Source organism: Mesocryomonas lacus (assembly GCF_055730135.2).
This window is the reverse complement of record NZ_JBUZWE020000011.1, coordinates 204047-213793: the sequence shown is the minus strand read 5'-3', so window position 1 is coordinate 213793 and position 9747 is coordinate 204047. Positions and strand designations below refer to the sequence as shown.

At 65.5% G+C, this 9747-nt stretch carries 10 protein-coding genes and 1 tRNA gene; 9 read left to right on the top strand and 2 right to left on the bottom strand.

Annotated elements, in window-relative coordinates; all coding sequences use genetic code 11:
• Nucleotides 1-664 (top strand): methyl-accepting chemotaxis protein (locus ACZLZY_RS18080; RefSeq protein WP_472935594.1); only part of this gene is annotated, 664 nt, incomplete at its 5' end.
• Nucleotides 665-687: 23 nt separating this feature from the next.
• Nucleotides 688-888 carry a hypothetical protein gene (locus tag ACZLZY_RS18075; protein ID WP_472935593.1) on the top strand — a complete coding sequence of 67 codons (201 nt, stop codon included), beginning with the start codon at nt 688-690 and terminating at the stop codon, nt 886-888.
• Between the two features lie 920 nt (nt 889-1808).
• On the opposite strand, the gene ACZLZY_RS18070 is transcribed toward ACZLZY_RS18075, so the two are convergent.
• Together ACZLZY_RS18070 and ACZLZY_RS18065 are read right to left on the bottom strand one after the other, a co-directional pair.
• Entirely contained in the window at nt 1809-3323 is a 1515-nt protein-coding gene (locus ACZLZY_RS18070) for a DUF6538 domain-containing protein (protein WP_472935592.1), read from the bottom strand.
• Nucleotides 3324-3425: 102 nt separating this feature from the next.
• A tRNA-Ser gene (locus ACZLZY_RS18065) sits at nt 3426-3515 on the bottom strand.
• A gap of 354 nt (nt 3516-3869) precedes the next feature.
• Between ACZLZY_RS18065 and rplU the strand changes: the two genes are divergently transcribed.
• The 7 genes from rplU to ACZLZY_RS18030 all read left to right on the top strand — a co-directional run bounded on the left by rplU (nt 3870) and on the right by ACZLZY_RS18030 (nt 9742).
• Complete coding sequence (rplU, locus tag ACZLZY_RS18060; protein WP_472935591.1) at nt 3870-4343, top strand: 50S ribosomal protein L21; 474 nt, start codon at nt 3870-3872, stop codon at nt 4341-4343.
• 192 nt (nt 4344-4535) lie between these two features.
• Nucleotides 4536-4805, top strand: a complete 270-nt coding sequence (gene rpmA, locus ACZLZY_RS18055; protein ID WP_472935590.1) for a 50S ribosomal protein L27 — start codon at nt 4536-4538, stop codon at nt 4803-4805.
• A 130-nt stretch (nt 4806-4935) separates the two neighbouring features.
• Entirely contained in the window at nt 4936-5508 is a 573-nt protein-coding gene (locus ACZLZY_RS18050) for a GNAT family N-acetyltransferase (RefSeq protein WP_472935589.1), read from the top strand.
• A gap of 5 nt (nt 5509-5513) precedes the next feature.
• On the top strand, nt 5514-6098 hold the full coding sequence (locus ACZLZY_RS18045) for a DUF3833 family protein (RefSeq protein ID WP_472935588.1): 585 nt from the start codon (nt 5514-5516) through the stop codon (nt 6096-6098).
• A 152-nt stretch (nt 6099-6250) separates the two neighbouring features.
• Nucleotides 6251-7306: a GTPase ObgE gene (gene obgE / locus ACZLZY_RS18040; protein WP_472935587.1), complete on the top strand. Its 1056-nt coding sequence runs from the start codon at nt 6251-6253 to the stop codon at nt 7304-7306.
• The gene (gene proB / locus ACZLZY_RS18035) at nt 7303-8451 is read left to right on the top strand and encodes a glutamate 5-kinase (RefSeq protein ID WP_472935586.1); all 1149 of its coding nucleotides are present in this window, start codon (nt 7303-7305) and stop codon (nt 8449-8451) included. The genes obgE and proB overlap by 4 nt, the downstream gene beginning before the upstream one ends.
• Nucleotides 8452-8461: 10 nt before the next feature.
• Nucleotides 8462-9742 (top strand): glutamate-5-semialdehyde dehydrogenase, encoded by a 1281-nt coding sequence (locus ACZLZY_RS18030; RefSeq protein WP_472935585.1) that lies wholly within the window; start codon nt 8462-8464, stop codon nt 9740-9742.
• The last annotated feature ends 5 nt before the right edge of the window (nt 9743-9747 follow it).

The following is a 9747-nucleotide window of genomic DNA, read 5'->3' as shown; positions in this document are numbered from 1 at the left end:
GATTGTTGGTCGGGCAATCGATGCGATGTCTGAGATCGAACAATCATCTGACCAGATCGGTAAGATCATCGGTGTGATCGACGAGATCGCGTTCCAGACGAACCTCCTCGCGCTTAATGCCGGCGTGGAAGCCGCACGGGCGGGTGAAGCTGGTCGGGGTTTTGCCGTGGTTGCGCAAGAAGTGCGTGGTCTGGCGCAACGATCCGCGGAAGCGGCTAAGGAGATCAAAAACCTGATCTCCACCTCTAGCGCACAGGTAGCCAAGGGCGTGGAGCTTGTATCGGCATCTGGCGGCTCACTGAAAGAGATCGTCGATCAGGTCGGAGAAATGACCACTGTCGTCGCAGCAATCGCCGCTAGCGCAGCCGAACAGGCACACAGCTTGAAGGAAGTCTCGATGGCTGCGGACAATATGGACAAGGTGACCCAACAGAATGCCGCGATGGTCGAAGAGACAACCGCCGCGGCGCATACTCTATCAAGCGAGACAGAAGAGCTTGCGATCCTGATCGGCCGGTTCCGAACACAAGCTGATAGCCAATCGAACCGACCATCGGCGAAGTCCCATTCGGCGGCGCATCGTCCTGTCGTCCAGATGCGCACAGTTAGAAGCAAAGGCGGCGCTGCTCATGATCAGGCGGCGAATGACTGGGCCGAATTCTGAGCGCACAGGGAGGGTAGGTCGTCATGACCAAGAACAGACGTTTCCGCAGCTTTTCGCTGGCTCAGCTGGAAAGCGTTCAACTGATGGCAAATGGTTCGCTCTCCGTGGTGGGCGTAAGCGGATCAGGTGACGCTGTTGCAATGATCGTTCATCCAATGGCTATCGATGAGCTGCTAACTGGCCTCGAATTTCCGTTGCCTGTCATTATGGAAGCGCAACGATAATCAACTATCAGGCTCGTGACGATCGTTACGAGCCTGCTTTATTTTAATTTAATACTGAGTATGAACCAGAATCAATTAACCGTTATTTGTTCCAGGGATTCTGAGAACGGCGATCGTCCGATTTTCGAGGTTCAGTCACATGAACCTACTCATGCCTTCTGGGATAAGACCCTAATCCACGTTTATATTTCTCACCTTCGAGAATCTGTTGCACATCGGAGGCTCAATCGCGTCGAAGGTCATTCCATCTGCTGAATATGCTGTAGCGATTTCTAAAGGCGGACGGCATCGGAATTACGCAAAACGGATCAGCCCACGTTCGTTTCTGGGTAGATCCGTGGCCCGAAACTCATTGGGAGAAGTCTCGTCCAACTTTTGTAACGTCCGCTTTCCGACCCCTAAAGTGCATCATTGAGAGACCGTGTTGGGCGCAACTGAGATGATCAGACACTGGTCGATCTCATGCGTCCGGTATCTACAGTCAGAGCATCGCGAGGCCGACTGAGCGCTGCCGTACGTCTTCGACGCGTTCTTCAAGTGACCGGTATGACGATAGCCGTTGTTTCGGGTGCATGCTGGGCTGGGGCGCGTGTTCGACGTCGCCCAGAAAGGAAGCCTATCAGTTGCCGCGGGCGGCATCGTGAGCGGCCTGATGCTCGAGCATGGAGGCGCCGGCACGTTTCCTTGGACCATCCTGCTTCTCGTCGCCGCAGCGCTAGCGACCGCAGCCCGGCAACACGGCTTCAAACCGGGTCCCCTAGCCTTGGCCTGAATTCGTGCCAGCTGCCGGTTCATGGCCTTGAAGGCATCGAGGACAAAGTCCGAGACGTCCGCCTTGCGCATTTCCATGCGGAACCGGCAGTGTATGTGGGTATCCGCAATCACGCCGGCCTACTTAGCCTGGAGCCCCTGCGTCAAGGTCACGCCGTTCCCACCTCGTATCGTGGCATCTTCAACATTTCACGGAGCATGACGGCGAGCGAGAACTCGCCGTACTTTGTCCCCTCGCTCGCCGCCGCATGCCCCTGGATGGCATCCAGTACCAGAGGATCGGCCGAAGCCTCGCGACCCTCGGTCTTGAAGCGATGACGCCAGCCGTGTGACGGACTGACGTCCTCGTCCGTTACGCCAAGCTCCCGGACCCATGCGGCGAGGCGCTCCGCGATCTTCTTGAACGGAGGATGCGGGTCTTCCTTCACAGGGCTGGCGCGAGGATTGTAGAACATCTCCTGCGGCCCCCTGCTTTCCACGAACTTCAGAAACCCCTGTTCGATGAGGTGTGGGTGGATCGGGACGTTGCGGAACTCTCGGGATTTGACGGTGCCGGCCTCCGGAGTGATCCGGAAATACCAGATGTCGCCTTCCCTCTTTATATCCTGACGCCGAAGCTGGGTGATTTCGTTGACGCGGGCCCCGGTGTAGGCGCAGATCCACGGCACCCAGCGGCGCGCCGCGGAATGGGCTCTCTCGAGACGGGGATATGGAAGAAGAGCAGCCGAGAGAATCGTACTGGCCTCGGTGTCTGAAAGCGACTTCGACCTGTTCTTGTCCCCCTTCACCACCTTCACCTTCACGCCCACCGCCGGATTGACGGAAAGCTTTCCCTCGTCGACCAACCAGTTCAGGACGGCTTTCAACGAAGCGAGATAGACATCCTTGACGGTGATGTCGCTCCGCGTCTTCGACAGCTCGTCTCTCCAGTCCGCCAGCGACTGCCGCGTCAGGAGGCGCACGTCGTCATGGTCGACGAAGGCGACCAGGTGACCGAAGACCGGACGCCACCGTTTCCGTGTGGACGGCGCCAGCTTCGACTTCTCGGCATAGGTCTCGAACGATTCGAGGATCGACAGGCTGACGACCGCGGACGTCGGCTTGAGCTCCTCGATCGGAGGGAAGCGATCGGCAAGGGGATCCGGACTGAAGTCGCCTCCGAGGTACTTGCCGGCCTGCTCTTCCGCCTGCCGCATCGCCTGGGCGATCTTGTAATCGAGAACACGCCTCGTGTCGGCGTCGAGCAGCATTCCCCGTTCGTCCAGGAACGTCTGGATCTCTTTCCCGAAGGCCAGCTGGAAATCGGCATGGGTCGAGGGATCGCGGTTCGCGGAGTCCTCGACGAACCGCGTGATGGAGGGATGGAACAGGCCGAACGGCGAGATCCGTCCGGCGCGGTACCGGGCGACGTGGGCCCGATAGAAGTGGCCGGCGATCGCGGTGTAGTCGGTGAACGACAGCGATCTGTATCCGGACCGGAGAATCCGCCAGCGCTCCTGGACCTTCGAGGCATGCGCCAGGAACCGCTGGCGCGCTTCGGCCCGGTCTTTCGTACGGAGCGAGATCTTCTCCACTTCGCGCCCGAAGATCTTCGCGAGATCGGAGGGAACCCGTTGCCGGAAATAGAAGACGCCGGTCTTAGGATGAGGGTAGGGTTGCGCCATTTTCAGCACCATCGTGTGTACCACCCTTGTGTACCACCGGGCGATGACGAAAGCCTTACTGCGCAGCACTTTCCAGGCAGGACAGTGGGTCTAAGGGGCTACTGGCGGAGAAGGGGGGATTCGAACCCCCGATACGGTCACCCGTATGCCGCATTTCGAGTGCGGTGCATTCGACCACTCTGCCACCTCTCCGGGGCGGACCATATCGTGGAAAGCGGGCGGCTTGTCTAGGGATTTTATCGCGCGGTGTGCAGGTTTTTTGCCGCCGCCTCGCACCGTGACGATGCAGATCGCCTGTCGGCAAGGACTTTGCGGTCCGGTTGGTGCCGCCTCCGGAAAGGCAGACCCGACCCTGCCGCCTTGACGTTTTGCCCCTCCTCGTCTAAGGACGCGCCCGATGGACGTGGGTTACCACGCTCTCTCGGCGGCATGTCCGGCTTCGGCCACGGCATCGCCGGACAGACCCGGCCCAACGACCGGCACGACCCAAGAACAACAAGAAGACGGCCCGGCAGCGTCCGAGGCTCGATCGCAGAAGGAAAATCCATGTTCGCAGTGATCAAGACCGGCGGCAAGCAGTACCGCGTCGTCGCCAACGACGAATTCGAGATCGAGCGCGTCCCCGGCGTCGCCGGTGATTCCGTCACCTTTGCCGAGGTGCTCATGCTCGGCACGACGATCGGCGCGCCTTTCGTGGCCGGCGCCACCGTCACCGGCGAGATCGTCGAGCAGACGCGCGGCCCGAAGGTCATCTCGTTCAAGAAGCGCCGTCGCCAGAACTCCAAGCGCACCCGCGGCCACCGCCAGGACCTGACGCTGATCCGCATCGGTGAGATCCTCGCCGCGGGCCAGACCGCCTCGGAAAAGCCGGCCCGCGCCGAGACGCAGGTCTCGTCGGAAAAGCCTGCCCAGGCCGAGACCGCAGCGACCGGCGACGAGACCGCCGAGGCGCCGAAGAAGGTTAAGGCCCCCGCCAAGCCGCGCGCCAAGAAGGCCGCCGAGGACACCTCGGCCGAATAGTCCCGATCGGCCCCTTTGGTTCGCGCCGTGGCATGGCCACGCCGGCGGATCATCGGGGCCGGCGGATTGATCGTCGCACGGCCCCTCGAGGGGTGGCAAAAGCCTGAAGACTTTCGGGCCGGCACCGTGCAAGACTAGAACAGAGAGCCCGAGCAGCCCGAAGCGGCGGCGGAAGGCGATAGGAGAGATTCCATGGCACATAAGAAAGCAGGCGGCTCGTCCCGCAACGGTCGCGATTCCGAGTCGAAGCGCCTCGGCGTGAAGAAGTCCGGTGGCCAGGCGGTCATCCCGGGCAACATCATCGTGCGTCAGCGCGGCACCCAGTGGCACCCGGGCGCCGGCGTCGGCATCGGCCGCGACCACACGATCTTCGCGACCGTCGACGGCATCGTCACCTTCCAGACCAAGGCCCAAGGCCGCGCCTATATTTCGGTCATGCCGAAAGCCATCGCCGCAGAATGACCGGAGCCGATCGCGCGCCGGTGTCCCACGACCCCGGCGCTGCGATCCGACCTTGACGGTCGAGGGTCCTAGCGAGATCAGGGGAGATGGGCCGCCATCTTCCCTTTTTTCGTTCGCAAGGACCGATGCCGTGGACCACCCGCTGGACAGCCTGCTGGAAGAACCCCTCGAACCGATCGTCACCTGGCGTCTGCTGCTGCGCCGCCCGGTGATGGCGGATGCGCCCGAGATGGCGCGGCTCGCCGACGATCCGGCGCTGGCGCGCATGATGGCGCGGCTGCCGCATCCCTATACGATCGAGCATGCGCACGCCTTTCTGGAGAACGTGTCGGGCGAGATGGTGTTCGCGGTCACCGACGGCGCGACCGGCGCCTTCCTCGGCCTCTGCGGCCTCCGGCCGACGCGGCGGCTGCGCGCGGTCGACCTCGGCTACTGGATCGGCCAGCCGCACTGGGGCCAGGGCTTCTGCACCGAGGCCGTCCAGGCGATGGTGGACCTTGCCTTCACCCGGCTCGATATCGATCAGGTGTGCGCCGACTGCCGGGTCATCAACCTTGCATCCCGGCGGGTGCTGGAGAAATGCGGCTTCCAGCACCGCGGCACCGGCACCTTTGTCTCGGTCTCGGCCGGGCGGGTGGCGAGCGAGGATTTCCACCTCGATCGCCGGGCGTGGAAGGCCTTGAAGGCATGGGGACGGGCATGACGGCAATGAGACGCAATCGCCTGGCGAAATCGCTGCTGGTGCTGGTGGTGCTCGGGCTCGGCTGGCTTGGGCTGAAGGCCGTGGCCGGCGGCGCCTTCGCCGAGCCGCCTGCGGCCGATGCCGGCGGCAGCTTTGCCCTCGATCGGTTTTTCGACGGATCGAGCCAGAGCCAAGGCGAGATCGATACCGCCTATGTCTCGGCCGAGACGTTCACCGCGGACTTTACCGGCACCGCGACGGAAGAGAGCCTCGCCCTCGACGAGCGGTTCCATTTCGCCAAGGGCGACCGGCTGCAGCGCTGGACGCTCGCCGTCCGGCCCGGCGGCCGCTATGAGGGAACGGTCGAGACCGAGAGCGGCAAGGGTGTCTTGGGCCCGCCGGTGCCGGTCAGCGGCTACAAAACGGCGGACGGCGTCGTGCTGGACTATGACGGCTACGCGCCAGGCGGCGGATCGCTCGTCCTGCATTTCCGGCACGTCATGCAGGCGCAGCCGGACGGCACGGTGCTGAACAGGGTGCAGGTGTCGAAGGCCGGGATCCCGGTCGCCGGCGCCCGCGTCGTCTTCTCCAAGCCGCCGACCGCGCCCTGATCGGCGGGCCGACGCCGGTCGGTGCACTGCGTAGATCGCGGGGTGCCAATACCAGTTTCATGAGGACGGGCCTTCGCGCCGGCCCTCGTTTTCAGTAGAATAAAGCCGGCCTGGTGACCTCACCCCTGCCGGGACGCGCGGAAAGACATGCCATGAAGTTCCTCGACCAGGCCAAGGTCTACATCCGATCGGGCGACGGCGGCGCCGGCGCGGTCTCGTTCAAGCGCGAGAAGTTCATCGAGTTCGGCGGGCCGGACGGCGGCGATGGCGGCAAAGGCGGCGACGTCTTCGTCGAGGCCGTCTCCGGGCTCAACACGCTCATCGACTATCGCTACCAACAGCATTTCCGGGCGAAGACCGGCGTCCACGGCATGGGCCGCGACCGCGCCGGCGGCAAGGGCGACAGCGTGACGCTGAAGGTGCCGATCGGCACCCAGGTCTTCGCCGAGGACGGCGAGACGCTGCTCTGCGACCTCACCTTCATTGGCCAGAAGCACCGCATCGCCGCCGGCGGCAATGGCGGCTTCGGCAATGCCTATTTCAAGACCTCGGTGAACCAGGCGCCCCGCCGCGCCAATCCCGGCATCGAGGGCGAGGAACTGACGATCTGGCTGAAGCTGAAGCTGATCGCCGATGCCGGCGTCGTCGGCCTGCCGAATGCCGGCAAGTCGACCTTCCTCGCCAGCGTCACCGCCGCCCGGCCGAAGATCGCCGACTATCCGTTCACGACGCTCCACCCGAACCTCGGCGTCGCCACCGTCGACGGCGCCGAGTTCATCCTCGCCGATATTCCCGGCCTGATCGAGGGCGCGCATGAGGGCGTCGGCATCGGCGACCGCTTCCTCAGCCATGTCGAGCGCACCCGCGTGCTCTTGCACCTCGTCTCGGCGACCGAGGACGATGTCGGCTACGCCTACAAGACCGTCCGCGCCGAGCTCGAGGCCTATGGCGGCGGCCTCACCGACAAGCCGGAGATTGTCGCGCTGTCGAAGATCGACGCGCTGACGCCCGAGGACAAGAAGGCCAAGCTGAAGCAGCTGGCCAAGGCCTGCGGCCGTCCGCCGCTGCAGATCTCCGCCGTCAGCCGCGAGGGCATGACCGAGGTGCTGCGCCAGCTGCGGCGCGAGATCGTCGGCATGGACGATGAAGAAGAAGAGGTCGACGAGACCCGCTGGGACAGCCTGCCCGAGGGCGCCGACCCCAGATGACCGCTGCCTTAACGCTCGATGCTTCCCGCCGGCTCGTCGTCAAGATTGGCTCGGCCCTCCTCGTCGACCGCCAGACGGGCCTGCGGCAGGATTGGCTGACGGCGCTCGTCGCCGACGTCGCGGCGCTTGCCGCGGGCGGGCGTGAGGTGCTGATCGTCTCGTCCGGCGCCATCGCGCTCGGCCGCAAGATCCTGAAGCTACCGCCGGGCACGCTGAAGCTCGAAGAGAGCCAGGCGGCGGCGGCCGTCGGGCAGATCGCGCTCGCGCGGGCCTATGCCGAGCGGCTCGGCGACCACGGGCTCGAGGCCGGACAGATCCTCCTGACGCTCGGCGATACTGAGGAGCGGCGCCGCTACCTCAACGCGCGCGCGACCGTCGGCACGCTGCTGCAGTTCGGCGCCGTGCCGGTGATCAACGAGAACGACACGGTGGCGACCGCCGAGATCCGCTATGGCGACAACGACAGGCTGGCGGCGCGCGTCGCCACCATGATGTCCGCCGATCTCCTGGTGCTCCTTTCCGACATTGACGGGCTCTACACCGCGCCCCCCGCCCTGGACCCCCACGCCCGGCACATCCCGCTGGTCGAGCGCATCACGCCGGCGATCGAGGCGATGGCCGGGGTCGCCGCATCGGAATACTCGCGCGGCGGCATGAAGACCAAGATCGACGCCGGCAAGATCGCGACCGCCGCGGGGGCTGCGATGATCATCACCGCCGGCGATAGGCTGAATCCGCTGGCCGCCATTGCCCGCGGCGAGCCGGCGACGCTGTTCCTGCCGACCGCCAACCCCGTCACCGCCCGCAAGCGCTGGATCGCCGGGCATCTCAATACCTCCGGCCGGCTGATCGTCGACGACGGCGCCGTCCGCGCGCTGATGTCGGGCAAGAGCCTGCTGCCGGCGGGCGTCAAGGCGGTCGAGGGTGATTTCGGCCGCGGCGATACCATCGTCGTGGCGGCCGAGGACGGCAGCGAGGTCGCACGCGGCCTCGTCGCCTATGACGGCGCCGAGGCGCGCCTCGTGGCGGGGCTCCGGTCCTCGGCGATCGAGGCGGCGCTCGGCTACGCCCCGCGAACGGCGATGATCCACCGCGACGATCTCGTCCTGGAACGCCAGTTCCGCGACGCCGGCGAAATCGCCTGAGGAAGAAGACATGCTGGACACGGTCCATTCCAACGACATCGAGACGCTGATGCTGGACATCGGCGCGCGGGCCCGCCGGGCCGCGCGCACGCTCGCGCTCGCCCCGACTGCGCAGAAGAACGCCGCACTCGACGCGATGGCAAAGGCGGTGGAAGCCCGCGCCGACGCGATCCTTGCGGCCAATGCGCAGGATTTGGCGAGAGCGGAAGCGGCCGGCATGAGCGGCGCGCTGGTCGACCGGCTGACGCTCGACGCCGCCCGCGTCGCCGGCATTGCCAGCGCGATCCGCGACATCGCGGCGCTCGCCGATCCCGTCGGCGCAGTGATCGCCGAATGGGAGCGGCCGAACGGCCTGCACATTTCCCGCGTGCGCACCCCGCTCGGCGTCATCGGCGTCATCTACGAGAGCCGCCCGAACGTCACCGCCGATGCCGGCGCGCTCTGCCTGAAGGCCGGCAATGCCGTCATCCTGCGCGGCGGCTCGGACTCCGCGGCGTCGTCCGCGGCGATCCACGCCGCCCTCGTCGAGGGCCTCGCAGCTGCCGACCTTCCCGCCGACGCCATCCAGATCGTGCCGACGCCCGACCGGGCGGCGGTCGGCGAAATGCTGACGGGCCTTGACGGCGCCATCGACGTCATCGTGCCCCGCGGCGGCCGTTCGCTCGTCGCCCGCGTCCAGAAAGACGCGCGCGTGCCGGTCTTCGCCCATCTCGAGGGCCTCTGCCACGTCTACGTCGACGGCGCGGCCGACCTTGCCATGGCCGAGGCAATCGTCGTCAACGCCAAGATGCGCCGCACCGGCGTCTGTGGCTCGGCCGAGACGCTGCTCGTCGACCGCGCCGTCGCCTCGACCCACCTCGTGCCACTGCTGACGGCGCTCACTGCGGCCGGCTGCGAGATCCGCGCCGACGAGGCCGCGCGGGCGCTGTTCCCGGCCGCCCGCCCGGCGACCGCCGAGGACTGGGACACCGAATATCTCGACGCGATCATCACGGTCGCCCTCGTCGACGGCATCGACGACGCCATCGCCCATATCGAGCGCCATTCCTCGCACCACACCGAGGCGATCGTCACCGACGACGCGGCGACGGCGGCGCGCTTCCTCTCCAGCCTCGATTCGGCGATCCTCCTGCACAACGCCTCGACCCAGTTCGCCGATGGAGGCGAGTTCGGCATGGGCGCGGAGATCGGCATCGCCACCGGCAAGATGCACGCGCGCGGCCCGGTCGGGGTCGAGCAGCTGACGAGCTTCAACTACCGCGTCTCCGGTACCGGCCAGATCAGGCCGTGAGCTTC